Source organism: Rhodococcus sp. USK13 (assembly GCF_018343855.1).
GTDB lineage: Bacteria > Actinomycetota > Actinomycetes > Mycobacteriales > Mycobacteriaceae > Rhodococcus_F > Rhodococcus_F oxybenzonivorans.
On record NZ_CP069242.1, the window covers coordinates 5,427,450 to 5,451,770 of the forward strand.

The window sequence follows — 24,321 nt, forward strand, 5'->3', positions numbered from 1 at the left end:
CGAGCAACGTCACGTCACAACAGCGCCTTCTCGAGTTCCGCGAGCGCCGTTTCGAGGTGGATGAGGATCCGCTGCAAACTCGGAACCGATCGCCGGCATCCCACCACCCCGAAGTCGAGATTGCCACCGTTGTTGGTGAGGGTGATGTTGAGGGCCTGCCCGTCCAGCACCACCGACGTCGGATAAAGCCCGTCGAGACGGGATCCGTTGAAGTACATCGTCTTCGGTGGTCCGGGAACGTTCGAGATGATCACATTGAACGGCGGCGGCGTGAGGCGCACCACGCCCGGAATCGGAGTCAGGGCGATCGGCGACATGTTGACCGCCGACCACGCCAGCGCCTGCATCGGGGTGAGACTGCTGAACAACTCTTTTCCCTGGGACATGGACGCCGAGATGGCCGACAACCGATCGGCCGGGTCCTCGATGTCTGTCGCCAGATTGCACAACGTGACCCCCACGGAGTTGCCTCCGGCGTCCACCTTCTTCTCGTCACGCAAGGAGACGGGAACCATGGCGATGAGCGGCGCGTCCGGCAATCCGTCCTGTTCGGTCAGGTAGTGGCGCAACGCTCCGGCGCACATGGCGAGCACGACGTCGTTGACACTCACCCCCGCCGACTTACGCACGGCGTTGACGCGCTCGAGCGACCACGACTGGGCGGCGAAACGCCGCGCGCCCCCGATCGGGACATTGAGCATGGTCCTGGGCGCCTCGTACGGGAACTTCATATCGTGTTGCCCCAGCGCGGTACGGGCGATGCGCAGGGATGCCGGGGCGAGACCGGCCACCTCACCGACCGTGCGGCGGAGGGCGCCGAACACCGATCCGAGGTCCAGACCACCGCCGCTGTCCGGTTTCTTCTCCCCACGCGGCAAGTTCCACGGCGGCGGTGCATCACGCACCGTGGGGTCCGTGGTCAGCGTGCGCTGCAGCAACCGGAGCCCGGATACGCCATCCATCAGCGAATGATGCAACTTGGTGTAGATGGCGAACCGGCCGTCGCTGAGCCCCTCGATCACGTACATCTCCCACAAGGGGCGGTGACGGTCGAGAAGTGTGCCGTGCAGCCGGGAGGTGAGCGTCAGCAGCTCCCGAACCCGACACGGTGCCGGCAGCGCCGAATGCCGAACGTGGTATTCGAGATCCACGTTGTCGCCCTCGTCCGCCCACCACAGGTTGCCGACGCTGCCGACGGGACCTTGCGGCTTCTTCCGGAACGTGGAGTCGACGGTCTTGTGCGACAGCATCGTGTCGAGCATCGTCTTCACGTAGTCGGGCCCGGCATCGTCGGGCGGAGTAAACAATTCGAGCGACCCGACATGCATCGGATGCTCCCTCGATTCGCCTAACAGGAATATCGAATCGGTAACCGGCATTATCCCCACCTGGACGTTCACCCCCGCTCGGTCACTATTCCATTACGACTTTCCTGTGGATGGTACGTCGGGCGTAGCGTCCGTGCGCACAACTCCGATATAGATCGTGCGGCGCAAGAACGGTGACCCCAACCACGGGCGTCACCGAACGACCGCGGACCGAAGGAGGCAGGCCATGAGCACTGCATCTGCGGAGTTCTGCCCCTCGCCGCTACCGCTGACCCGGCGCGACTTCGTGGGGACGAGCGTGCAGTCTGCTGCCCTCGCGCACACCCTCCGGCGCACCGTCCGGCCGTTCCTCGACGGCTGGGCCCGCTACCCCGACCTGCCGTGGCCCACCGGGGTGGTCGACTATCTCGGGTACTCCCTCGGCCCCGTCCGTGGGACCCAGCGGAGGCCGATCCGACTTCCCCACTGCCGCGCCGAATGGATCCGCCCCGCCGGCGAGAACGGCAACCGGGCCATCTTGTACCTGCACGGCGGCGCCTTCCTGTGTTGCGGAATCAATTCGCACCGGCAGATGGTGTCTCGTATCTCGACCGAATCCCAGGCGTCCACCTTGAACGTGGCTTACCGGATGATCCCGCAGAATCCCATCCGCGCGGCGGTGGACGACGGGGTCGACGGCTACCGCTGGCTTCTCGCGCACGGCTACACCGCCGATCGGATCGTCATTGCCGGCGACTCCGCGGGCGGTTTCCTGACATTCATGGTGACGCTCGAAGCATTACGGCAGGGACTTCCCCGCCCCGCCGCGGATGTCGCGCTGTCGCCACTGACCGACCTGGATCCGGTCAACAAGCTGGCGCACCCCAACGCCGACCTGTGCGCGGTGTTCCCCCGGCGCGCGGTCGGCGCACTGTCGACACTCATCGAACGCCTCGATACCCGCGGCGGGCACCAACCGTCCACCTCCCCCGTGGACGGCGACCTCGCTGCGATGCCGCCCGCGCTGATCCAGACCGGTTCACAGGAAATGGTGTACGTCGACGCGGAGTTGATGTCGCAACGACTCTCCCAGGCGGGCGTCCCGTGCGAACTGCAGATCTGGGAACGCCAGGTGCACGTCTTCCAGGCCGCTGCGGGGCTGCTCCCCGAGGGCAGAAAGGCGATTCGGGAGATCGGCCGCTTCATCCGTGAGTCCACACCCGTGAGCACTTCTGCACACCCCGCTGTCAACAAGTACTCACGGGTGAGTTAGCCGTCACGACGCGAAGAGGATGGCGGACGCAGCGACAGCCACCCCGGCTCGTGCGGACAGCGGCGTGCGGCGGAAGAACTTGTCGAGTAGCGACATCATTACCCCCGGTCGGAGCGATATGGACACCGATCGATCGTGATCGTGGGGGCTGTACCGAACAAGAGTTCTCGTCAGCGTGCGCCGAACCCGGCAACTTTCGAGCGAACCTTCCGGATGCGCTCGGCGGGCGTACACGTGCGGCGTTCGAGCAGGCCACCCTCTATGGTGGACGCATTTGGACGCCGACGACAGGTAGCGAATGGACGACAGAACCGTAGCGATCGGGGCACTTGCGATTGCCGCTGTATCCGCGGTCTCGGGCCTCATGGTGGGCGCTGCGGGCGGGGTGTTCGACAGCAGTAATGCGTATGTGGCGCCACCCCCGCTGTCCTCGGAGGGATTGCAGGCCGCCGGTGCTTACAGCGCCGAGCCCGCGACCTACCAGGTTTTCGTGCCACCGACTCCGACGTGGCAGATGGCGGACCTCACCACACCGCGAGCGATCCCGGTCACCACCGAGCCCGCCCCCACCACAACGTTGCCGTCCGCAGCGGCGCCCCTGCCGCCGGCCCCCGTTGCGACGATCGTTCCTCGCCCCACCGTCCAGGTTGCCCCCGTCATCCAGCCTCCGGTCGCCCGGGCGCCCGTCACCCAGCCCCCGGTCACCCAGCCCCCGGTGACGCGCGCACCGGTGATCACCACCACCGAGGCGCCCGACGCACGGGCCGCAGCGGGAGTACCCGCCCAACCGGCCCCGACCACCACCACGACGACCCGTCCGGTGATCACCATTCCTCCGGTGACCACCCGTCCGCAGCGCTGAATGTCGCCGGACCGTCGCGAAGATTCGTGATGGTGTGACGCGTCGAGCCGCCTGTAAGGTTGCTTCCCGCCGGATCGGGGGGATCCATTCGGGGACCGAGAGTGGCCGGCATGGGAGGGCTTCACATGAGTGACGAGTACGACCACCGGGCGAGTGGCGAGAACTTCCAGTCGGAGCAGTGGGACCACCGCGCGATCAGAGGCGCCGTCGAGGCGATGTCGCCGGCGACGTCCGAGGCGGTGGCGGCCGCCTGGGACGAGATCGGCCGCCGATTCCAGGACTCGATCACCGCTTTTCATGACGCCACCCGTAGTGCGCTCGCGAGTGGGTGGCGGGGACCCGCTGCCGGGGCTGCCGCCTCCGCGATCGACTCCTACGTCGTTGGCGCGCACCCGGCGAGTGAAGGCTTCCGCGACGTCGGGGCGGCGCTGCGGGAGGCGATTGCCGGGGCCGAGGCGGTCCGGGCAGCTGTCGGCGAACCGGTCGGGTACGCCACAGACTGGACGCGGGTGATGCCGTGGAATTGGAGCGGTGAAGCCGAATCCGTGGCTGCGGAGGACGCGGCGAAAGCGGCGATGGGCTCTGTCTACTCGTCGGCAAACCAGACTGCGGGCGGACAGCTCCCCACCCTGGATGCTCGAACGCCCGACGCAGGCGAGATTACTTCGACGCACGCCGCCGCCACTGGCCAGCCCGTCGGATTCGACTACGGCCCCAACGGAATACACGGGATCCCCAGCGATCCGCAGGTGGCAGAAGATACTCGCCCGGAGGACTCTCCTAATGAGCACCGACGAGGTGAAAGCCCTCACGACGATTTCACCGACGCACCCCGACAGCACGATGTGCCCGCCGGAACGGGCTCGGGCTCGGGGTCCGTGGCGGGTGCGGCCCTGGCCGGCGCCGTCGGTGGCGGGGTCGCTCAGTACGCCAACCGGGTGGTCGCTGCCCACCAGGCGTCGGCAGCCGCGCCTGCCCAGAAGCCGGCTGCGAAGTCCCAGTCGAGGGGCACCGGTGAGCAGGCGCCCGCAGAGGAGCACACGTATCTCGAGAACATCGATCCTGGGAGTCCGGTCATCGGCACACTGCCCCACGTATCCCCGGCTGTGATCGGCCGCTGAGCGTGACGCAGTGGACGTTGAGCGCCGGGCAATTCCCGGCGCTGTGGGCGAAGACCGGACAGGATCGTCTCCCGTTTCCCTTCCGTGGTGGGAGCCGACAAGCCGACGCCGCGGAGTATGCAGCCGAGCAGAGCAGAGTCAGGGACGAATTGTCCGGTCCCGAACACGACCACCTCACGGCCGCGCTCGTGGTGCTCGCCGAGCCGGAACTGCGGATCGAGATTTCGGGTTCTCTGGGCGAGTGCAGCAACACCCCGATCCGACTGCTCGGGGCCACGGCCCGGGGGCATGCGATCGCCGCCCATCAGCATGCCGGCGCCGAAGTGGTGCTCCGCCGCTGCGAGCCCTACGACCTCGCCCGCCAGCTGATTGCCCAGCTTCCGGACGTCGACGCCGGGCACGCCCCCGGCACCGTGGTCACCCGCGCGGAGATGACCGGACCAGCAGAGCGGTCCCTGCGGGCCCGTGCGGTCACGAAGCTCCTCGAGCAGTCATCGACGAGCCAGGGCACCATCGTGGTGATCCGGGGTGGGCGGCGCTCCTCGCAACCGGTGGGCGGTCTCGCCTGGCGCGACATCGACGGCGACGGTCGCTACCTGGTGTGGGGTGATACGACGGTGGCGGTGGAGCCGGGCACGTCCTGGGACCTCCTCGCCGCAGTCGACCGGCTGACGGGACGTATCGACGCCGGGCACCCCGTCTGAGCGTTTCGTCCCCTCCCGCGCTGCGGTGTCGGCGTTCGCGACTACCGTGTAGGGCGAAAGTAGGTGACCCGTGGCCGAGCCGGACGGAGCAGACATGCAGGACTTCGATCTGGACGTCAGCGTAAATCGCGATTGGGCCGAGTTCCAGCGTCGCCTCGCCGACTACCTGGCAGCGATGCGCGACGAGGACCTTCTGGTACTCGAATCGGGCTTCGAGGAGCTCGACGAATCTCGTGGACTGATGCCCTGCATCCAATTCGTCGTCTGGGACGGCGACACGGTGCGCTGCGAGGTGCCGTCCAACCACTATCTGCACCCCGACCGCATGTTGTCGGACGCCGAACAGTCCTACCTCACCGAGTTGGGCTGGAATCGACCGACCCGCGGTCCGGACGACGAGGCGGACGACGGGTCGCCCGCGTTCTTCGTCGACAAGAAGCAGTCGTGGTCCGATCAGCTCGCCGCGATGACCGTCGCCGCGTTCCGGGACGTGTGGGGAGTGACGCATCCGGCGTTCCTGAGCACCGAAACGTCCAGCACCGACCCGGCCGCAGCATTCGATCCCGTCGCGGTGCGTCCGCCCCTGGTCACCCAGCTCGATCCCGCCGCAGCAGTCGTTCCACGCGACGCGGAGCATCTCCACGAGCTGATCACGCTGTCCCTGGTCCCGATGCTCGGCCTGTTACCCGAGCGGGACCCCGACGGTGACGTTCCGATTCGGGTCGGCAACACCATCCTCTTCATCGGCCCGCTCGCCGACTCGGTGGATGTTCAGCTCTTCGCGCCGCTCATCCACGACATCAGCGACCGCACCCGGGCAGCCGAGGTCACCGCGGACCTCAACCGGACGTGGTCGCGGATCAAGTTCGTACTGGTGGACGATCGGTTGTCGGCGTTCCTCGAGGTGTCGGGCAATCCGTTCGTCCCGCAGCACCTCACCGACAGCTGCAAGGTGTTCTCCGACTTCCTGAGGACCGTCGACGGTGACTTCGCGGCGCGGTTCGGCGGACAGCTGTTCTTCCGCCGGGACGACGACCCCGATGAGGAGCCGGCCATCATCGTCGAAAGCCGCATGACGGCCGCCGAACTGCCCAACGAACTGCTCACGTTGTTCCACCTCGACCCCGAGGGCGACGGCGGTACCGATGCCGCGGTCGTCGCCGACGTCTGTGGTCACGACCGCGACCTCATCGTGTCGCTGCTCAACACCGGTACCGAGTGGGTCGCGCAGCTCCGCCGGGACGCCGACGAATTCCGTCAGCACGCCGAGACGGCGATGGCCGAGACGTCCGATTCGCATGCCGACGGCTGGGAGCGGGTAGTCGGGGATCTGCGTGACGCTCTGCGCACGATCGTCCTTCCGCCCCCTCATCCAGCTTCCGAAACGAAGCCGCGGCCCGAGCAGATGGGTCTGTTCAACAACCCGGAAGAGCAGACTCTGTTCGACGACCCGTCGTCCTGACGGCCCTCTTCTGTGATTGGTCCGGTCTACGCGAAATGTGGCGTAGTGTCGGCACTATCGGCACCGTCCAGGTTCCGCTGTTCAGGGATGAGTCCATGGCCGACAAATCGCCCCGCAATTCCATGTCCAAGAAGTCCGGCAAGTCGTTGAAAGAAAAGCGCGCCGACAAGAAGTCGAAGTCGAACGGGCAGGTCGATCCCGAGATCGTCTCGCACGTCAAGAAGCGCTGAACCTTATTAGTGCGCCGTTGTGGTAGTTCCGACTACCGTGACGGCGCACTGTGCTGTCCCCAGCCCGCACTAGTCGCCATTGGGGCCCGAGTGCTCGCCCAACCGGCCGCCCGGCCCGTCGCCTATATTAGGGTACCCAAAGTGCTCGAAAGGACCCTGCCTCATGCCTTCCACCCTCAGTCGACGTGCCGTGTTGTCCCTGACGTTCGCGACCGTCGCAGGTCTTGCCGTGTCAGCATGCGGCTCGGACAGCGATTCGTCGCCCGCCGCAGCCGGTGAAAACGCCTCTGGCGCAGAGCCGGGGGCCTTTCCGGTCACCATCGACCACGTGCACGGATCCACGACCCTCACCCAGGCACCGACGCGGGTCGCTGCTGTCGGCATCGGTGACGCCGACGTTCTGCTGTCCCTCGGCGTGATTCCCGTCCTCGTCCCGGTCTGGAAGGGTTCTGTCGACGACGGTATCGGCCAGTGGGCCGACGCGAGCCTGGGCGGGGCCGACCCGATAGCGCTGGCCAACGCCACCAGCTCATTCGACGTCGAAACGATTGCCGCATCGGCTCCCGACCTCATCGTGGCGGTGAACAACGCGATCAACGAGAGCACGTATCAGCAGCTCAGCGCTATCGCCCCGACCGTGCTCCACGCGGCCGATCAGACCGACTGGGTGCTGCCGTGGCAGGAGGTGACCCAGCGGATCGGTGCCGCGGTCGGGCTGCCCGAACGCGCCGCCGAGCAGGTCCGTGAGGTGGAGGAAGCCGTCGTTCGCGCGCGCGCCGCCAACCCTCACTTCGCCGGCAAGTCGGCCGTCCTGGTGACGGTCCGTGGTGACGGGTCGCTGCGTGCCTTCAGCCCCTCCGCTGCTCGCAGCCAGTTGCTCACCCAGCTCGGCTTCGTGCTGCCCGCCGCATTGAGCACCCGCTTCGACAACGCGCTCTATTTCGACGTCTCCCCCGAAAACCTCGACCTCTTGGACGGCGACGTGCTGCTCGTCGACAACTACGACGCGGCTCGCGAGCGGCTCACGTCCCTGCCGGCGTTCACCAATCTCGAGGTCGTGCGATCCGGTGGGCTCGTCGGACTCGATCCCGTCGTGAGCGATGCCGTGTCGATGCCGAACCCGTTGACCATCCCGTTCGTTCTCGACCAGTTCGTCGACAAGATCAACCGGACACCCGTCGGGGCATAATCGCGCGCACGGCTCCGGCGCGGGCCGTCCACACGGCGAGGGCGGCGGTGGCGGCGAACACGGCAGCGGACACCGCCACCCAGGAGGTGGCCGCTGGGACACGACCGAGATCGACGAGGTCGAAGATCGCCCCCACCGCCAGCGACCCGAGCAGGCAGAGCACCCCGCCGATCGTGTTGAGCATCCCGAAGTGTGCACCCAGGTTGGTCTCGCCGGCGAGGGCGCCGATCGTGTCGCGCATCGGAGGAATCATCAGCATCTGTCCCAGGTGCAGTACGACCACCCACACTGCCAACAGGACGATCTGGATCAGCGGCGCAGCCGCCTGTCCGGCACCGGCGACCGGAGCGAGGAATGACACGGCGATCAGGGTCAGCCCGCCGAGGATTGCCGCCCGGTGCCCGATGCGGTGGGCACAGGCCACCGTCGGAGTCTGACCGACGATCACGAACACGGCGGCTCCGACGTAGAACCAGCCGAGGGCGGCCTGCGAGCCGAGCCCCCGCTCGAGTTGGTCCGGCAGCATCAAATACAGCTGGCTGTAGGCCAGCAACTGGAAGCTGCACAGCCCGGCGAACACCAGAAAGCTCTTGTTGGTCAGCACACTTCGCCACACGAACCGCAGCGTGGTTGCCTCCCGCACTGCCACGGCGGCGTCGTCGTCGGCGGGCAGCCAACGGTAGAAACCCACCCACATCGCCGCAAACAGCATCGCCGCCGTGACCGCGGTCCACGAGAACGGGAATGCCAATAGCACGGCCCCCAGGGCGGGCCCGATCACCGTCCCCGTGCGGCTGCACATCTGTTCCATCGCGAAGAGATCCGTGCGCCGCATGACGCCCTGCTCTTGCAGCTTTCTGCCGTACACGGCATTGGCCGACTCGACGGCCGGGGCGAACAGGGCGGCGGCGACACCGATCAGCAGCACGCCCACAACCACCGCGATCATCGTGTCCGAGAACCCGAGCACCAGGAAGCCGACCACCCGAATCGCGATCCCCACGAGCACGGCCGGGCGGACGCCGAACCGATCGGCCACGCTGCCGCCCAGAAAGAACATGCCCTGCTGGCTGAACATCCGCAGACCGAGGACGAGCCCGACGGCCCAGCCCGCGAAGCCGAGATCGTCGGACAGATGGACGGCGAGAAACGGGACCACCAGGTAGAAGCCGACGTTGAACAGGACCATCGACGACAACAGCAGTTTCACCGGCGGCGGCAACGCCCGTGCCCGAGGAAACACACCCTGGAAGCGGGTAGGCGAAGAAGGAGAAGGCGGCGGCACAACTCACCACCCTATGGCGCACGGGTATTTCTCGGTGCGCCACGTCCCGGCCTATCGCGTCGAGGGCACCAGCCGCCACAGCGACGTCACTTCCCGAGCGCGCGCGGCGTGCAGTGGGTCGGTGCGGTCGGCAACCTTTCCGTGCCGCGGTGTCACGTCGCGGCGTCCGGCGACGGTAAGTCCGGCTTCGTCGAAGAGGGCCAGAAGTTGGTCCCGGCTGCGCAGTCCCAGATGCTCGGCGATGTCGGAGAGCACGAGCCAGCCCTCTCCCCCGGGTTCGAGGTGCTCGGTCAGACCCCCGAGGAAGCCGCGGAGCATCGCGCTGTCGGGGTCGTAGATTGCGTACTCGATGGGCGAGGTGGGTTTGGCGGGGATCCACGGCGGATTGCACACCACCAGGGGTGCCCGACCTTCAGGGAACAAGTCCGTCTCCACCAGCTGCACGCGGTCCGAGTATCCGAGTCGCTCCAGATTGGCCCGGGCGGAGGCGAGGGCCTTCGAATCAACCTCTGTGGCAAGTATTTTCTTCACGCCGCGGTGGGCGAGAACGGCCGCGAGCACACCCGTTCCGGTGCCGATGTCGAATGCCTTCTCGAGCGACGGCAGCGGGGTGTCCGCTACCAGGTCGACATATTCGCCGCGGATCGGGGAAAACACGCCGTATCCGGGATGAATTCTGGCACCCAGGGCCGGAATGTCGACGCCCTTCTTCTGCCATTCGTGTGCACCGATCGCGCCGAGCAGGTCGCGCAGAGTGGTGACCGTGGGCTGATCGCTCGGCCCGTAGGCCTCCAGCACGGCCTGCCGCACGTCGGGAGCCCGTCGCAACGGAACGGACTGATCGGCGTCGAACGGGACCAGCAGCATGCCGAGAATTCCCGCCCGCCTCGACTGCGTCTGCCGGTGCAAGTGAAATGCGGTCGCGGGGTCGTCCGAGGCCTTGCGCGGTTTGCGGTCGGTACGCTTCGCGACTGCGACGGACAGTTGCCGGGCGTTGTGAAAGTCGCCGCGCCACAACAGCGCGGTCCCCTCGCAAGCGAGACGGTAGGCCTCGTCGGCTGTCATGGTGTCGTCTGCCACCCGGATCTTCTTCGGCGGCCTCGCACCGCTGGTAGACCGCCACACCGCCGAATGCTCGGTGCCGTCCTCGGTCCAGCGGACGAACTCGTTTTCCATGAGGGAGAGCGTAGGCGCTTCGCGCCCGTGAGTGGTTAACGAGTGCAGGGACTCGTTAACCACTCACGGGCGGCGGAGCCGCCTACCTGGCTGCAGCGATCCGGGCCTCAGCGACGGCGTCGGCTGCGGCGCCGGCGAGGATGCCGTTCCGTCGGGCCGTGTCGAGGATCTCTACGACGGTGTCGAAGATCTTCTCGACCTGCGCGCGGACGTCGGTTGCCGGGGTGCCGATGCGTTCGCCGGCCACCTGGATGATGCCGCCGCCGTTGGCGACGTAGTCGGGCACCCAGGTGATGCCGCGTTCGCCGAGGTCGTGCTCGACCGGGGGGTGGGCGAGCTGGTTGTTGGCGGCACCGCAGATCACCTCGGCCGTGATCGCGGCGACGGAGGTGTCGGTCAGGGTGGCGCCCATCGCGCACGGCGCGTACACGTCGAGGTTCTGATCGATGACGCTCGACGCCACCTTCACCTCGGAGAAGTCGCGGACCACCCGGTCGAGGGCGGCGGCGTTGACGTCGGTGGCGACCACCGAGGCGCCGTCGGCGAGCAGCAACTTGATCAGCTGGTAGCCGACCTTGCCGGTGCCCTCGACGCCGACGGTGCGCCCGGCAAGGCTGGGGGTCCCCCACGTGGCCTGGGCGCCGGCCTTCATGGCCTGGAAGACACCGAGCGCGGTCATCGGCGCGCTGTCGCCGGACCCGCCGGCGGATGTGTTGCGTCCGACGACGTAGTCGGTGGCGCGGCCCATGACGTCGAGGTCGTCGGAGTTGGTACCCACGTCACCGGCGGTGATGTACCGGCCGCCGAGCGTCTGCACGAAGCGGGCGTACGCCTCGAGCAGCGCCTCCGACTTGCCGGTGGCCGGGTCGCCGATGATGACGGCCTTGCCGCCGCCGAGGTCCACTCCGGCGATCGCCGACTTGTAGGTCATGCCCCGCGACAGCCGCAGCACGTCCTCGAGCGCGGCGGCCTCGTCGGCGTACGGGTAGAAGCGGGTGCCCCCGAGGGCAGGTCCGAGTGTGGTGTCGTGAATCGCGACAATCGCCTTCAGGCCGGTGGCGGGATCCTGGAAGAACGTGACCTGCTCGTGCGCCGAGTCGGCGGGAAAGTCGGTGCGTCCGAAGACACCAGCCTTCTCGGGCAGCGCAGTATCTGTACGTTCGACGGTGAGAGTCATCTTTTCTCAGGACCTTTCCGGAGTGGTGATCGTGATGGTCGAGGTGTCGACGCCGAGTTCGGCGAGACGCTGGAGGTAGACGGCGACATTGCGGAGTTTCACGTCTTCGTAGCCCCGCACCAGGTCGGGTGCTGCGGCGATCTGAGCGGCGGTGTCGTAGTTCTCGGCGGTGAGATCGGCGATCAGTTCGCTGACCGTCGACTCGAAATGCGCGAGCAGTTGACGCTCGAGCCGGCGAACCTTGGCGTAGCCGAACGGGTCGAAGGCGGTGCCGCGCAGGAACTTCGCCTTGGCGAGGGCTTTGAGGGCGACGTGGGAGCGTGGCCCGAGTCCGATCTTGTTCTTGCGGCCCATCGCCTTGAGGACGGGCGGATGCAGCTTGTAGGTCAGCTTGCCGGCACCGGGCACCTCACCCGCTGCGGCGTCGAGGAAGGCCTGGTCGGTGAGCATCCGGGCCACTTCGTACTCGTCCTTGTAGGCGGTGAGCTTGTGCAACCCGGCGGCGACGGACTCGCTGAACTCCGTGCGGTCGCCCAGCTCGCGCTCGGCGTCCCACGCCTGTTGCACCAGGGCGATGTAGCGGGCGGCGACCCGGTCACCCTGGAAGGCAACAAGATTGGCTGCGCGACGTTCGGTGAGCTCGCGCGTCGTACCGCCGAGGGTGGACCCGGCGAACAGGTGCGTCGGAACGGCGGTGTCGCTTCGCTGCGGCACGGCGGCCGAGCTCGTGGCGGCGAGGAAGGCTTCCCGGTCGGCGACGGCGACGCGTCCCCAGTGGAAGGCGGCCTTGTTGGACTCGACGGCCACCCCGTTGATTTCGAGGGCTTCCTCGATGAAGCGGGCCGGAACGGGAAGTCCGCCGGCCTGGTAGGCCGCGCCGACCAGCAGGAAGTTGGCGGCGGCGGTGCTGCCGAACAATGCGGTGGCGGCGGCGAGCCCGTCGATCGCGGTGAGCTCGCGGGCCGAGACGTCGAGACGCTCGAGCAGCTTGTCCTCGTCCGGGTAGCGGACAGCGGGGTCGTAGACCATGTCGCCGGTCGGGGTCTGGCTGGTCGATGCGACGGTGATGGTGCGCTCGGAGCTGCCGTATCCGGCGTACTTGGCGTCGGCCGCGGTCAGCAGGTCGAACGCGAGGACGCAGTCGGCGGTCGCGGGGCTGATCCGGTTGGACGGCGCCGAGCTCCCCGAACGCGTCTTCTGATCACTGAGCCGCAGGTGCGACGTGACGGGTCCGGCCTTCTGGCTGAGACCGGTCTGGTCCAGTCCCTCGACGTGCAGCCCGGCACGCAACGCGGCCATGCCCAGCACCTGGTTGACGGTGACGATGCCCGTACCACCGACACCGGCCATGAACAGATTGTGCGTTCCGGTCCACACGGCGGGATCGGGATCGCCGACCTCCGGCGGAACCGGGATCTCGCGCAAGGTCTTCGGCGCGTCTTCCTCGGGCAGCTCGACCGTCACGAACGACGGGCAGTCGCCCTCGAGGCAGGAGTAGTCAGTGTTGCAGCTGGTCTGGTCGATCTTTGTCTTGCGACCGAATTCGGTGTCGACGGGCTGCACGGACAGGCAGTTGGACTTCACGCCGCAGTCACCGCAGCCCTCGCAGACCGCCTCGTTGATGACGACGCGGGTACGGCGGGTGGGCAGCTTGCCGCGCTTGCGCTTGCGGCGGGCCTCGGCGGCGCACTGCTGATCGAAGATCAGCACGGTGACGCCCTCGATGTCCCGCAGGACGCGCTGCGCCTCGTCGAGACGGGTGCGGTCCCACAGCAGTGTGTTGGCCGCGAAGCGGGCTCCCTTGTGCCGTTTGGGGTCCTCGGCGCACACGATGATCTGCTTGACGCCCTCGGACGCCAGCTTGTGGGTCAGCTGCGGGACGGTCAGCCCGGCCTCGGCGTCCTGCGCGCCGGTCATCGCGACGGCGGAGTTGTAGAGCACCTTGTAGGTGATGTTGACGCCGGCGGCGACGCACGCCTGCACGGCGAGCTGACCGGAGTGGAAGTACGTGCCGTCGCCGACGTTCTGGAACATGTGCGGGACATCGGTGAACGGGGCCTGCCCGATCCACTGCGCGCCCTCGCCGCCCATCTGCGTGAGCATCGTGACGGAGCTGTCGGTGCGACCCGACATGGTGACCAGGGTGTGACAGCCGATGCCGCCGCCCGCGATCGAACCCTCGGGCACCGCGGTGGACCGGTTGTGCGGGCAGCCGGAGCAGAAGTACGGGGTGCGCGACGTCGGGAGAACGGTCAGCTCGAGACGCGGCGGCGGGGCCGGCGTCAGCGCGACCCGATCTTTCAGGACGCGGCGCAGCGGCCCGGTGAGGCGGGCGGCGGTGAGTTCACCGTCGACGGGGATCAGGTTCTTGCCCTGCGCGTTCTTCTTGCCCAGCACGGCAGGAGCGCTCGCGGCGCCGTAGAGGATGTCCTTGAGCTGCGACTCGACGAACGGCATCTTCTCCTCGACCACGAGGACCTGCTCGACGCCGTCGGCGAGTTCGCGAACCTTGTCGGCGCCGAGCGGGTAGGGCATGCCGACGCGGAGGATGCGGATGCCGGCGTCCTCGAGCTGGGAGTCGCCGAGCCCGAGGTCGAGCAGGGCCTGGCGCAGCGAGTCGTAGGCGGTGCCGACGGCGGCGATGCCTAGCCACGCGCTGCGCGGGTTCACCTCGATCCGGTCGATGTCGTTGGCGGCGTTGAACGCCTCGACCATCGCCCAGCGCGGCCCGTAGAGGTCGGCCTCGGCGTAGACACTGTCGGGCGGGGACGCCAGCACACGCTGCTGATACGACCACGGCCTGCCGTTCCACTCGATCTCGGGGAGCACGATGTCGAGGTCGGCGAAGTTGCGGTCGAGGGTCCAGAGTCCGTCGGCCACGTCGGCGACGATCTTCATGCCCGACCAGCAGCCGGAGATCCGCGACAGCGCCACCCCGTAGAGGCCGAAGGCGATGACCTCCTCGGCGTTGCGCGGGAAGAACACCGGCATTCCCATCGCGGCCATCGACCGCTCGCTGGCGCAGGGGATGGTGGAGGACTTGGCGTTGGGGTCGTCGCCGACCAGGACGAGGACACCGCCGCGGGCGTTGGCGCCGTACATGGCGGCGTGCCGGATGGAGTCGCTGGCGCGGTCGAGACCGGGGCCCTTGCCGTACCAGACGCCGACGACACCGTCGTGGGTTCGCTCGCCGGCGGGAAGGTCCACCTGGCTGCCCCAGACCGACGTCGCGGCCAGTTCCTCGTTCATCCCGGGCACGAACTTGACGTCGTGATCGGTGCTCAACGTGGGGATCGCAGCGATGGTGCGGTCGAGGCCGGCGAGGGGGCTGCCCTGGTAGCCGGAGACGAACGTTGCGACGTTCAGTCCCGCGCGGCGGTCGCGTTCGTGCTGCTCCACCAACTGGCGGGCGATGGCCTGGACACCGGTCATCAACACCGGGCCCGAGTCGGCCCGGTATCGGTCGGCGAGATCAAAGGATGCTGCACTGGTACGAGCGTCGTCTAGCTGAGTCATCTGCGATTCCCGATCCGTCGCGTTGAGCATTTCGTGAGCTTGATCCTGTATCTGGTCTAAGATTTGGTCAACGCAAATCGGTTCAACTGATCAGTTCACGCAACCGGTGACGGTCGTCACTTCCCGGAGGTGCCCAAAGTGCTCAGCATCGACAAGCTCGACGTGCAGTTGCTCGGACTGCTCGGCAAGGACTCACGCATGAGCGTGGCCGAACTCGCCAATTCGCTGGGCGTCGCCCGCAACACCGTCCAGTCCCGGATGAAGCGGATGGAGACCAGCGGACTGCTCACCGGATTCCGCCCCAACCTCGACCTGGCTCAGGTGGGCATTCCGATCCAGGCCTTCGTCGGACTCGAACTCGAGCAGGGCAAACTCACCGCGGTCGGCAACCGGCTCGTCGACCTGCCGGAAGTCATCGAGATTCATGCGACCACCGGCCGCGAGGACCTGCTGGTGCGCGTGGCCACGTCGACGCACGCCGAACTGCAGAAGCTGCTCGAGAAGATCGCCAATCTCCCCGGGATCACCCACTCCACCACCACGATTGCCCTGACCAGCCCGCTGCCGTATCGGATCCAGCCGTTGCTCGAGCACCTCACCGGTGAGTCCGGTTGGGGTCGATCCACGGCCCTGCCGCGTTCGCAACGCTAGGACCGGTGCAGTAGTTTCAGACCATGAGTGAGAGTCAGGGACGGATCGCGTTCATCCAGGCCACGTGGCACCGCAACATCGTCGATCGCGCCCGCGACGGCTTCACCGACGAGGTGGCCACGCTCGGGTACTCGAAGGACCAGCTGGACTTCTTCGAGGTGCCGGGCGCCTTCGAGATTCCGCTCCACGCTCGCCGCCTCGCGCTCATCGGACGATACGACGCCGTCGTGGCGGCTGCGCTCGTGGTCGACGGCGGAATCTACCGGCACGAATTCGTCGCCACCGCCGTGATCGACGGCCTCATGCGGGTGCAGCTCGACACCGATGTGCCGGTGTTCTCGGTGGTGCTCACCCCGCACCACTTCCACGAGCACGAGGAGCACCTCACCTTCTTCGGGGAGCACTTCGTCAAGAAGGGCGCCGAGGCCGCGCGCGCCTGCGTCGCCACCGTCAGGTCTCTGAAGGCACTGCCCACCGAATAGCCCTGCTACCTGCCCGGCACCTGTCGGTGCTGAAGGTAGAGCAACCAGAACACCGGGGCGCCGACCACACTCGCGATTGTGGCGAAGACGCGCAGTCCGACGTCTCCCTCGCCGAAGGGGGCGATCAGCAGGACCAGCGTGCACACGATCGCGCCGATCAGGCGCCAGTGTGTACCGAGGAATGCCGCGACCCGCGCCCAGACAGTGCGGGCGACGGAGAGCACGGGCGACGCCTTGCCAGGTGCCGGCGCCTGCGATGGTGCCGACGCCACCGCAACCGCCGAGTGACGCGCGGCGGTAATCAACTTCGGAGCGTGGCTGCCCACCGGCGGTGTCTCGCCGTCGGCCTCGCAGCGAAACAGGGCGATACCTAGTGCCTCGGCGTACTCGACGGCGTCGTCGGTGTATCCGGCGGCCGCAAAGTACAGAAGGTCGCGGCCGGAGCTCGTGCCGCGAGCGCCGTACAGATTCTGCAGATCCGCCCGGTCTGCGCGTCCGCCGCGCCATTTCACCTGCGCATAGGCCCGCGCCGAATACACGTCGATACCGCCGTCCACACCACCGAGCAGCGCGGTGGCGTCGTGGTATCCGAGTCGCTGCATCTGCTCGGCTGCGTTGACCTCTGCTTCTGCCGCCGTGCGTATGCGTGCCATGCCATTCCTCCCCCACAACTCGAAAACAGTCCTTCCTGTCGACGGTACCCGGACGTTCGCCCAAATCAGCTATCTGCGGGCGAACGTCACAGCCAGACCTACGAGTTGGTGGGCGGTGCAGCGGTTTCCACCGAAGTCGCGGATCGTGGAGGTAGACAGCGTGAGAACCAGGAGTGGTGAGAATGAGCTGGTGGCATGACCGGCGGTGTTCCGTCACCCAGGACGCAGCGTCCAGTAATTAGCTGGTAACTACTGAGCAATACGGCAGGTGGAGGATGGGGGTCGAGACGGTTCCTCCCGGGCCGCTCGGGCACTCGCAGAAGGAGTTGTTTCCCATGACGGATGCACGACCACACGTCGAGCAGTCGCGCCCGGTCCGCCTCGAGGACCGACGCAGCGAACCGGCCGGCGCGGTCTCGACCACCGACCTTGCTGCCGTCGTCGACGCGCTCACGGGCGAGGGCCCCGACGATAATGTCGATTTCTGAGCGCTGCTCTGCGCGTTCGGGTGTCAGGAACCCTTGCCGTAGTCGACACTCAGCCAGTGTTCGGGCCGCATGCGAATGAGGACGGCACTGGCTGCGTCGAAGGACTGCTCCACGAAGGCGTCGACCTCGTCGGCGGGGAGGTACCGGGTGGCGAGGCCACGGATGTCATCGGCAGTCGGTGACTCGTCGAATCTCGCGGGACCTTCCACGCTGACATACCGATACGGCGGCGCCTCGTCCTGGGCGACGAGACTGTATCGACCCGCCGCCCGGATCAGGCGTTCTTTCAGCGATCCCCGCCCGGTCCACACATAGACCTCACCGCCGGGTTCGTAGCCATACCAGATGGGAACGGCGAGAGGCGCACGACCTTCCCTATCGACCGCGATCACGCCCACATGGAGTGCCGCGAGGAACTTTTCACGATCGGCTTTGCTCATGGTCATCTCGGACACGTCGTGCTCCGATCTACTCGATTCGCTCGGATTCGCCGGTGCAGGCAACAACACCAACTCGCGACGATACGACGGTATTCCTCGCTGTGAGCGGTAAACGAGTCCCTGGACTCCTCAACCACTCACGGGCGGAGCCTCGGCGGCGGCGCGCCGTGCGGCAGGGCGGGGCCGATCGCCGTGAGCGATCCGGCGATTCGCCCCTTTCCCCATCCGAGCTTTTCCCGGTAGCGGCCGATGTGCTCGTCGGCGATGTGCTGACCGTCCGGCAGCGGCGTGGACCGAGGATCGACGTAGAGGGCGTCGACGGGGCAGTACGCCTCGCACATGAAGCACGTCTGGCAGTCGGATTGGCGGGCGATCACCGGAACCCCCGACTCGGTGCGGTCGAAGACGTTGGTGGGGCATGCGTCGACGCACTTGTCGCAGCCGATGCACGCCTCGGCCAGCACCACCTCGATCACGAAGCCACCTGCAATTCTGCACCTTTGAGCGCTCCGGCCGCGGTCCACACTTCGTCCAGGCCGCCGGTGAGGATGTGATGGTGCTGGGACAGGTCGAGGTCGGGGAAATCGGCTCGCTTGCTCATGCCCCGCGTTTCGGTGCGTGCCAGCGCCGAGTGGTACATCCAGCGGCCGACTGCAGTGATCGCCGCCGCCTGCCTGGCCCGGACCCGTTGGTCACCGGAGTCGGCGCCGAGGCCCGAAGACACCACCGTCCACAACGACTCCAGTTCGTCGAGGGCACCCTGAACGCGTCCTCCGTCACGCAGCAAATTCTTCTCGTACGGGAGCAGTTCCGCTTGCGCGGCCGCCACGACGGCCGGGGCGTCCACTTCGGATCGCGACGTCGGCCGCAGCCCGGCTCGGCCCACCGCGCGGAGCTCGGACGCGCGAATCCGGCCCACCGAACGAGCGAAGCCGGCGGCACCCGTCCCGGCCCAACTGCCCGACGACATCGCCCATGCCGAGTTGTGGCTGCCGCCACCGGTGAATCCTCCGCAGATGCGTTCACGGGTGGCGGCGTCGCCGGCCGCGAACAATCCGGGAACCGTGGTGGCGCAGCTGTTGTCGACCACCTCGATGCCGCCGGTTCCTCGCACGGTGCCTTCGGCGAGCATGCTCACCTCGAAGCGGTCGGCGAACGGGTTGATGCCGCGACGATCGAACTGCAAGAAGAAGTTGGGCTGACCCAGTCGCATCTGTCGCTGCACCACGTCGTCGGCGCGGTCGAGCTGCGCGTAGACCGGCTCGGACAGCAACGTGCGCGCTATCACCGAGCGACCCTTGGTCGAGCCGGCACCCTCGAGGACGCTTCCGTCGGCGCGGAAGAAGGTGGCGTAGCCGTAGTAGGCGGTCTTGGTGATGGTCGAGTTGGCGGGCACGATGGCGTAGGCATTGGAGAATTCCATCCCGGAGAACGTGGCCCCCACCTCCGCCGCCATCAGCGCACCGTCCCCGGTGTCGACGTTGGTGCCGAGCGCGCGGGACAGGAATGCGCACCCCCCGCTGGCGATCACGACCGCGCCGGCAGCGACGCGATAGTCGCGGTGATCCTGACGCTGGTATCCCGCCGCGCCGCGTACCACGCCGTCGGCGTCGACAAGGAGTTCGAGCGCCGGTGAGTGGTCGAGGATCCGGACGCCTGCCCTCTTGATCCACGCCCGCATCCGGCGCATGTACTCGGGTCCCTGCAGTCCGGTGCGGATCTGCTGTCCCGTGTCGGGGTCGACGGGGAACGGGTACCTTCCCTCCTCGCCGAGAAGGTGCATGTTGACGTACGTCTGGTGCAGGACACGGTCCATCCACTGATGGTCGGCGAGGTGACCGCCGAGCGTCTCGCGGCTGGCCTTCGCCTTGGCGCGCTCGGCCGGGTCGGGCTGCACGTACCAGACCCCGGTTCCCGAGGGTGCCGTCGCACCGCTCGTCCCGCAGTACCCCTTGTCGACGAGGACGACGTCGGCGCCGGACTGGGCGGCGCGCAGAGCCGCCCACGCACCGGCGGGCCCACCGCCGATGACGAGAACGTCGGTACTCAGGTCGAGAAGTTCGGTCATGAAGGACACTCCTGTCGGCGCGGACATCTGCCCCTCCACGCTTCACCACGACCGCGGCCGCCGCCATCGTCAGAATCAGCGTGAACCGAACAGGGCCGCCTAGCGCCCCGGGTCGAGGAGTTCAGCGAGGTGCATCGACGATCTCGACGGTTCGAGTTGGCGCACCTGCATGTGGCAGCTGAATCCGTCGGTGAGGACTGCGGCCTCGTCGGGGGTCGCGCGTAGGGCCGGGGCGAGGGCTTGTTCGGCCACCTGCATGCTGACGTCGTAGTGCTCGTCCTCGAATCCGAAGTTCCCCGCCACGCCGCAACATCCGGTCGCTTCCCGCACCCGCGCCACGCCTACTGCTTGCAGAGCTTTGCGCTGGGTGGCCGCACCGAACACCGCGTACTCATGGCAATGGGTCTGCACGGTGACGTCTTCCGGAAGCACGGCGCTCGGTTGCCACCCCGCCACGACGCGGTCGAGCACCGCACCGGCGAAGCTCTGCACTCTGGCCGCGACCCGTCGTGCGGCGTCGGTGTGGACGAGTTCGGGCAGATCTTTGCGCAGTGCCGCAGCACAACTGGGTTCGAGGACGACGATGGGACGGTCTGTGCCGTCGTCGAGCAGCTTCGCCGCCTTGGTCAGGGTCTTCTTGGCACGATCGAGTTGGCCGGTCGAAATCCAGGTCAGGCCGCAGCATGCGTCGCTGCGACACTGGGAGCTGAGCCCCGCCTGCTCGAGCACCCGCGCGGCCGCGCCGACTACCTGCGGCCGGAAACCCCGCGTGAAGGTGTCGGCGAGCAGCACGACATCCGCGGTCGAATTTCCCGACGTGCTCCCGACCTCACGTCGAATCTGCTTGCGCGAAGCGAACTCCGGTAATTCTCGGTGGGGGGTGATACCGCCCAGGCGGGCAGCGATCTTCGCGAGCCGTCCGGTGGTGAGTGTGTTGACGACGGGAGCCGACCGTTCCGCGGCCCGAAGCCACACCGGCAACCAGCCGAGCGAGTAGTGCGAGAGGGGACGGAGCCGGCCGCGGTAGTGGTGGTCGAGGAATTCGGCTTTGTAGGTGGCCATGTCGACACCCACCGGGCAGTCGGTGGAGCACGCCTTACAGGACAGGCACAGGTCCAGGGATTCCTTGACGTCCTCGGAGGCCCAGCCGTCTGCGATCGTCGGCGAGTTGCGCACCATCTCCTGGAGGGCACGCGCCCGGCCGCGGGTGGAGTCCTTCTCGTCGCCGGTCGCCCGGAAGCTGGGGCACATCACGCCGCCCGTCGACGCGCGGCAGCGGCCCACGCCGATACAGCCCTGCACCGCATGGACGAATGGGGCGACGGGCACCTCACTGGTGGGTGTGAGGTCGAAGCTGGTCTGCCAGGGTCGCGGGTCGACGCCGTCGAGCGCGAGACTTCCGAGCAACGGTTCCGGATCGACGATGCTGCCCGGATTGAGCAGCGCGGCCGGATCCCAGAGCTGTTTGAACTGGGCGAACGCCGACATCACGGTCGGCGAGTACATGAGCGGTAGCAGCGACGAGCGTGCGCGTCCGTCGCCGTGCTCGCCCGACATCGAACCGCCGAACCGGACACACAGTTCCGCCGCCCGGTGGATGAACCGCGACATGACGTCCCGGCCTTCCTCGGTGCGCTGATCGAAGTTGATGCGAATATGCATGCATCCGGCACCGAAGTGGCCGTACATCACTCCGGTGAGGTGGAACTCGGCGAGAAGCGCCTTGATGTCCACCAGGTAGTCGGCGAGTTGCTCGGGAGCGACTGCGGAATCTTCCCATCCGGTCCACGACTCACCGCCCTCGACGAGCCGCGCAGACAGTCCGGCGCCGTCCTCACGCACTCGCCACAGCGACGCGCGTTCGGCGGGATCCGCGACCACTCGGGCTTCGACGAGCCGTCCCGCCGCCCGCAGCTTGGACACCAGTTCGGCGCCGCGCCGCTCGACCTCGGCGGAATCGTCCCCGTCGAGATCGACGTACAGCCACGCCGAGCCTTCGGGAAGTCCCACGACGGAGTCGGCGCCGCGGAGGTGTCGCATGGTGTCGACGATCGCCGAGTCGATGCCCTCGATCGCCGCCGGTGCGTACGCGAGGAGCATCGCATTGTCTCGCGCCGCGTCCACCAGGTCGCGGTAGCCGAGGCACAACAGCATCGCCGCCGGGGGCACCGGCACCAGCGCCACGGTGGCGGCCACGATCACCGCACACGTCCCCTCGCTCCCGACCAGGGCGCGAGCGACGTCGAATCCGTTCTCCGGCAACAGGTTCGCGAGATGAAATCCGGACACCTGCCGCGGGATCCGACCGAGCTCGAGCCGGAACTCGGCGAGGTGACTGTCGGCCAGGTCCCGCAGCCCGGTCCCGATCCGTTCTGCTTCGGCCACGGCGGACGCGTCGTCGGGGTCGGTGGCGCGGACACCGTTCCGGGTCGCGGTCAACCGATGTCCCCCGGCGGTGACGAGGTCGAGCGCGATCACGTGATCCGATGTGCGCCCGTACCGCACGGAGTGGTTGCCGCAGGCGTCGTTCCCGATCGCACCACCGACGGTGGCGCGGGACTTACTCGACGGGTCGGGGGCGAAGGTGAAAGCCCCGTCCGTCGCCAGCTGGACCTCCTTCTGCAGGTCCGTGAGAACGATCCCGGGTTCGACGACGGCGGTCCGCGCGACGGCATCCACAGAGTGGACGGCGGCCATGTGCCGGGAGAAGTCGAGGACCACTCCCCTGCCGATGGCGTTGCCGGCGAGCGAGGTACCGCCGCCGCGACTGGTGATGGGTATCGCACGGTCGGTGCATGCCCGGACGATCGACACCACATCGTCCACGGTGCGTGGAAACGCCACGGCCAGCGGCGGCACGCGGTAGTTCGAGGCATCGAAGGAGTACTCGGCCCGCCGTCGGGACCCGGTGTCGAGGTCGATGCCCCGCGCCGCCAGGTCAGCGCGGAGGCTGGTGGCAAGACGGGTCAGCTCAGCCACGCGCGTCCTGCCCCTCCGTCTCGAAGTCCCGTCCGGGAAGCGTAGTCGGCAAGGCCATGGCTACATGGTCGAGTCACGCCCTGGGATTGTCAACAATCACACGATACTGGGCAAGCGTCTGTAGCGTGGGTCGAGGCCGCGCACAACGCGACGGTTCACAAGAGGTGAGCGTTCTGAACATCAGCTCAGCACACGATGCCCGTGCCGTGCGCGTAGGCGGCGCAGCGTGGGTACTGATGTCGCTGTACTTCGTCGCGGAGGTGGTCACCGCAGCAGCGTGGCCGAGACGGTACGAGGCGACTACCGACTCGATCAGCAAGCTCGGCGCCACGGGATGCGACGGATCCGCATCCCAACTGGCGGTCGCCCGAATTTGCTCGCCCCTTCACGCGCTGATGAACGGTGCTTTCGTCATGACCGGTGTGCTGATCGTCGTCGGTGCCGTCGGATTGCGCGGATTCCTCCCCGCTGGGCGGCTGCGGGTGACCGCCCTGGCCCTACTCGTGCTGGCCGCACTGAGCGCGGCACTGACCGGACTGGTGCCCATCAACGTGGACGCCGGCCTGCACCAGATCGTCGCCACCCCCACATTCGTGGCCCGCAACGCAGCCCTCGCCTTCCTCGCTGTGGCGCTGTTCGAGCGGTGGCGCGGATTCGCCGTCTGGACGGGGTCGTGCTGCCTCGCGGGAATGCTCGGCACCATCGCCATCGCCGTCCCCGGCACGTCGTTCGGCGCCACCGAACGGCTTGCGTTGTACCCCTTCACCCTCTGGGTGGTCAGCGCCGGAGTCGCAGCGCTAATGGTGAGCCCGGGGCGTCGACACCCGTGCCCTCGACCCTAGGCGTGTCGAGCCTTGACCGCCCGTTTTCGACCGAGAAGGGTTGTATCTACCGTGCTCTCCCGTCCCGTGTGACCGGCAGGTACGGCTTCAGTCATCGAGAGGACAAACCAATGTCTGTTGTAGTACGACACCACGCTTCAGGGATGACGGCCGATCAGTACTCCGCGGTTGCCACGCCCACCACCGATGCGCTCCGGAATGCCAGCGGTTTCATCGCCCACTACGCATTCGCTGAGGGTGACGGCATGACGGTGTCCGAGATCTGGGAGTCCCAGGCCGACCACGACAAGTTCTTCGACGAGGTGATCCGCCCGAAGTTGCCGCAGGAGATCCCGCCGCCCGCCGTGTTCGACGTAATCAACACGATCACCCGCTGACGCTCCTTGTCCGTGCGAATTTTTGGTAGCTCCGGTTAC

General features: G+C 67.4%; 23 protein-coding genes. 12 read left to right on the forward strand and 11 right to left on the reverse strand.

The genetic code is table 11. The features are described 5' to 3' along the window. Nucleotides 1-14: 14 nt before the first annotated feature. Entirely contained in the window at nucleotides 15-1,388 is a 1,374-nt protein-coding gene (locus JQT59_RS27490) for a WS/DGAT/MGAT family O-acyltransferase (RefSeq protein WP_249354670.1), read from the reverse strand. A 166-nt stretch (nucleotides 1,389-1,554) separates the two neighbouring features. Between JQT59_RS27490 and JQT59_RS27495 the strand changes: the two genes are divergently transcribed. After that, complete coding sequence (locus JQT59_RS27495) at nucleotides 1,555-2,580, forward strand: alpha/beta hydrolase (RefSeq protein ID WP_213572743.1); 1,026 nt, start codon at nucleotides 1,555-1,557, stop codon at nucleotides 2,578-2,580. A gap of 3 nt (nucleotides 2,581-2,583) precedes the next feature. Here the strand turns inward: JQT59_RS27495 and JQT59_RS37775 are convergent, their stop codons facing one another. After that, nucleotides 2,584-2,706: a hypothetical protein gene (locus JQT59_RS37775; protein WP_283254021.1), complete on the reverse strand. Its 123-nt coding sequence runs from the start codon at nucleotides 2,704-2,706 to the stop codon at nucleotides 2,584-2,586. Nucleotides 2,707-2,878: 172 nt separating this feature from the next. Between JQT59_RS37775 and JQT59_RS27500 the strand changes: the two genes are divergently transcribed. The 6 genes from JQT59_RS27500 (at nucleotide 2,879) to JQT59_RS27520 (ending at nucleotide 8,148) form a co-directional block, all read left to right on the forward strand. After that, a complete protein-coding gene (locus JQT59_RS27500; RefSeq protein WP_213572744.1) occupies nucleotides 2,879-3,442 on the forward strand; it encodes a hypothetical protein in 564 nt (187 codons plus the stop codon). A 125-nt stretch (nucleotides 3,443-3,567) separates the two neighbouring features. Continuing rightward, nucleotides 3,568-4,563, forward strand: a complete 996-nt coding sequence (locus JQT59_RS27505; protein WP_213572745.1) for a hypothetical protein — start codon at nucleotides 3,568-3,570, stop codon at nucleotides 4,561-4,563. 17 nt (nucleotides 4,564-4,580) lie between these two features. Then, a complete protein-coding gene (locus JQT59_RS27510; RefSeq protein ID WP_249353855.1) occupies nucleotides 4,581-5,267 on the forward strand; it encodes an ESX secretion-associated protein EspG in 687 nt (228 codons plus the stop codon). Nucleotides 5,268-5,337: 70 nt separating this feature from the next. Further along, a complete protein-coding gene (locus tag JQT59_RS27515) occupies nucleotides 5,338-6,729 on the forward strand; it encodes a T3SS (YopN, CesT) and YbjN peptide-binding chaperone 1 (protein WP_213572747.1) in 1,392 nt (463 codons plus the stop codon). Nucleotides 6,730-6,824: 95 nt separating this feature from the next. Then, nucleotides 6,825-6,959, forward strand: coding sequence for a hypothetical protein (locus JQT59_RS37780; RefSeq protein WP_257792473.1), 135 nt, complete (start codon nucleotides 6,825-6,827; stop codon nucleotides 6,957-6,959). 163 nt (nucleotides 6,960-7,122) lie between these two features. Further along, nucleotides 7,123-8,148: an ABC transporter substrate-binding protein gene (locus JQT59_RS27520; RefSeq protein ID WP_213572748.1), complete on the forward strand. Its 1,026-nt coding sequence runs from the start codon at nucleotides 7,123-7,125 to the stop codon at nucleotides 8,146-8,148. On the opposite strand, the gene JQT59_RS27525 is transcribed toward JQT59_RS27520, so the two are convergent. The 4 genes from JQT59_RS27525 to JQT59_RS27540 form a co-directional block, all read right to left on the reverse strand. Beyond that, on the reverse strand, nucleotides 8,123-9,391 hold the full coding sequence (locus JQT59_RS27525) for an MFS transporter (RefSeq protein ID WP_249353857.1): 1,269 nt from the start codon (nucleotides 9,389-9,391) through the stop codon (nucleotides 8,123-8,125). The two genes, JQT59_RS27520 and JQT59_RS27525, sit on opposite strands and share 26 nt — an antisense overlap. Before the next feature lie 93 nt (nucleotides 9,392-9,484). Next, a complete protein-coding gene (locus JQT59_RS27530; protein WP_213572749.1) occupies nucleotides 9,485-10,609 on the reverse strand; it encodes a methyltransferase in 1,125 nt (374 codons plus the stop codon). Between the two features lie 82 nt (nucleotides 10,610-10,691). Continuing rightward, nucleotides 10,692-11,786, reverse strand: coding sequence for a Glu/Leu/Phe/Val family dehydrogenase (locus JQT59_RS27535; RefSeq protein WP_213572750.1), 1,095 nt, complete (start codon nucleotides 11,784-11,786; stop codon nucleotides 10,692-10,694). A gap of 6 nt (nucleotides 11,787-11,792) precedes the next feature. Next, a complete protein-coding gene (locus tag JQT59_RS27540; RefSeq protein ID WP_349306987.1) occupies nucleotides 11,793-15,302 on the reverse strand; it encodes an indolepyruvate ferredoxin oxidoreductase family protein in 3,510 nt (1,169 codons plus the stop codon). 138 nt (nucleotides 15,303-15,440) lie between these two features. On the opposite strand from JQT59_RS27540, the gene JQT59_RS27545 reads away from it, so the two are divergent. Then, entirely contained in the window at nucleotides 15,441-15,953 is a 513-nt protein-coding gene (locus tag JQT59_RS27545; RefSeq protein ID WP_109328528.1) for an Lrp/AsnC family transcriptional regulator, read from the forward strand. 23 nt (nucleotides 15,954-15,976) lie between these two features. Further along, a complete protein-coding gene (locus JQT59_RS27550) occupies nucleotides 15,977-16,435 on the forward strand; it encodes a 6,7-dimethyl-8-ribityllumazine synthase (protein ID WP_159921032.1) in 459 nt (152 codons plus the stop codon). 5 nt (nucleotides 16,436-16,440) lie between these two features. On the opposite strand, the gene JQT59_RS27555 is transcribed toward JQT59_RS27550, so the two are convergent. Further along, the gene (locus JQT59_RS27555; RefSeq protein WP_213572752.1) at nucleotides 16,441-17,088 is read right to left on the reverse strand and encodes a restriction endonuclease; all 648 of its coding nucleotides are present in this window, start codon (nucleotides 17,086-17,088) and stop codon (nucleotides 16,441-16,443) included. Between the two features lie 335 nt (nucleotides 17,089-17,423). On the opposite strand from JQT59_RS27555, the gene JQT59_RS27560 reads away from it, so the two are divergent. Continuing rightward, on the forward strand, nucleotides 17,424-17,576 hold the full coding sequence (locus JQT59_RS27560; RefSeq protein ID WP_162603204.1) for a hypothetical protein: 153 nt from the start codon (nucleotides 17,424-17,426) through the stop codon (nucleotides 17,574-17,576). A 23-nt stretch (nucleotides 17,577-17,599) separates the two neighbouring features. On the opposite strand, the gene JQT59_RS27565 is transcribed toward JQT59_RS27560, so the two are convergent. The 4 genes from JQT59_RS27565 to JQT59_RS27580 form a co-directional block, all read right to left on the reverse strand. Then, a complete protein-coding gene (locus JQT59_RS27565) occupies nucleotides 17,600-18,016 on the reverse strand; it encodes a pyridoxamine 5'-phosphate oxidase family protein (RefSeq protein WP_397517765.1) in 417 nt (138 codons plus the stop codon). A gap of 137 nt (nucleotides 18,017-18,153) precedes the next feature. Then, a complete protein-coding gene (locus JQT59_RS27570; RefSeq protein WP_213572754.1) occupies nucleotides 18,154-18,492 on the reverse strand; it encodes a 4Fe-4S dicluster domain-containing protein in 339 nt (112 codons plus the stop codon). Next, on the reverse strand, nucleotides 18,489-20,084 hold the full coding sequence (locus JQT59_RS27575; protein ID WP_213572755.1) for an FAD-dependent oxidoreductase: 1,596 nt from the start codon (nucleotides 20,082-20,084) through the stop codon (nucleotides 18,489-18,491). The genes JQT59_RS27570 and JQT59_RS27575 overlap by 4 nt, the downstream gene beginning before the upstream one ends. Before the next feature lie 99 nt (nucleotides 20,085-20,183). Continuing rightward, nucleotides 20,184-23,063 carry an FAD-binding and (Fe-S)-binding domain-containing protein gene (locus JQT59_RS27580; RefSeq protein ID WP_213572756.1) on the reverse strand — a complete coding sequence of 960 codons (2,880 nt, stop codon included), beginning with the start codon at nucleotides 23,061-23,063 and terminating at the stop codon, nucleotides 20,184-20,186. A 164-nt stretch (nucleotides 23,064-23,227) separates the two neighbouring features. Here JQT59_RS27580 and JQT59_RS27585 point away from each other — a divergent pair, with 164 nt between their 5' ends. Further along, nucleotides 23,228-23,905, forward strand: coding sequence for a DUF998 domain-containing protein (locus JQT59_RS27585; RefSeq protein WP_249353859.1), 678 nt, complete (start codon nucleotides 23,228-23,230; stop codon nucleotides 23,903-23,905). 143 nt (nucleotides 23,906-24,048) lie between these two features. Further along, on the forward strand, nucleotides 24,049-24,282 hold the full coding sequence (locus JQT59_RS27590; RefSeq protein WP_249353861.1) for a hypothetical protein: 234 nt from the start codon (nucleotides 24,049-24,051) through the stop codon (nucleotides 24,280-24,282). Nucleotides 24,283-24,321: the final 39 nt, after the last annotated feature.

Coding starts and splice junctions, on each gene's coding strand:
- JQT59_RS27495 (WP_213572743.1), top strand. CDS start 1,555: ATGAGCACTGCATCTGCGGAGTTCTGCCCCTCGCCGCTACCGCTGACC.
- JQT59_RS27500 (WP_213572744.1), top strand. CDS start 2,879: ATGGACGACAGAACCGTAGCGATCGGGGCACTTGCGATTGCCGCTGTA.
- JQT59_RS27505 (WP_213572745.1), top strand. CDS start 3,568: ATGAGTGACGAGTACGACCACCGGGCGAGTGGCGAGAACTTCCAGTCG.
- JQT59_RS37780 (WP_257792473.1), top strand. CDS start 6,825: ATGGCCGACAAATCGCCCCGCAATTCCATGTCCAAGAAGTCCGGCAAG.
- JQT59_RS27520 (WP_213572748.1), top strand. CDS start 7,123: ATGCCTTCCACCCTCAGTCGACGTGCCGTGTTGTCCCTGACGTTCGCG.
- JQT59_RS27530 (WP_213572749.1), bottom strand. CDS start 10,609: ATGGAAAACGAGTTCGTCCGCTGGACCGAGGACGGCACCGAGCATTCG.
- JQT59_RS27535 (WP_213572750.1), bottom strand. CDS start 11,786: ATGACTCTCACCGTCGAACGTACAGATACTGCGCTGCCCGAGAAGGCT.
- JQT59_RS27540 (WP_349306987.1), bottom strand. CDS start 15,302: ATGACTCAGCTAGACGACGCTCGTACCAGTGCAGCATCCTTTGATCTC.
- JQT59_RS27550 (WP_159921032.1), top strand. CDS start 15,977: ATGAGTGAGAGTCAGGGACGGATCGCGTTCATCCAGGCCACGTGGCAC.
- JQT59_RS27555 (WP_213572752.1), bottom strand. CDS start 17,088: ATGGCACGCATACGCACGGCGGCAGAAGCAGAGGTCAACGCAGCCGAG.
- JQT59_RS27560 (WP_162603204.1), top strand. CDS start 17,424: ATGACGGATGCACGACCACACGTCGAGCAGTCGCGCCCGGTCCGCCTC.
- JQT59_RS27565 (WP_397517765.1), bottom strand. CDS start 18,016: ATGAGCAAAGCCGATCGTGAAAAGTTCCTCGCGGCACTCCATGTGGGC.
- JQT59_RS27575 (WP_213572755.1), bottom strand. CDS start 20,084: ATGACCGAACTTCTCGACCTGAGTACCGACGTTCTCGTCATCGGCGGT.
- JQT59_RS27590 (WP_249353861.1), top strand. CDS start 24,049: ATGACGGCCGATCAGTACTCCGCGGTTGCCACGCCCACCACCGATGCG.